Here is a 261-nt window from a genome sequence, read left to right on the forward strand (position 1 = left end):
GGTAAATGGAAGGCTTACAGCATAGATTTATCAAACTATTTTAAAGCCGATGTTGGCGCTATTTATCGTGTTGAAATTAGTTTCAATAAAAACTATTCTTTATATGATTGTGAAGAAAATAATGAAACAGCAAACACTGATGAAGATGCTTATTATGAAGATGATTTTTATGAAGGTGACACCCAAAATTTTAATGATGAAAACGAAGAACTTCGCGAAGAAAAATACTGGGATAACCTACTTTATCGCTACAAAAATTAC

At 30.7% G+C, this 261-nt stretch carries 1 protein-coding gene; it reads left to right on the forward strand.

Annotated features, from left to right (window positions below; genetic code table 11):
• Nucleotides 1–261: hypothetical protein (locus tag FUA24_RS24875; RefSeq protein WP_187388114.1), on the forward strand; the 261-nt coding region annotated here is incomplete at both ends.

The organism is Seonamhaeicola marinus (genome assembly GCF_008085455.1).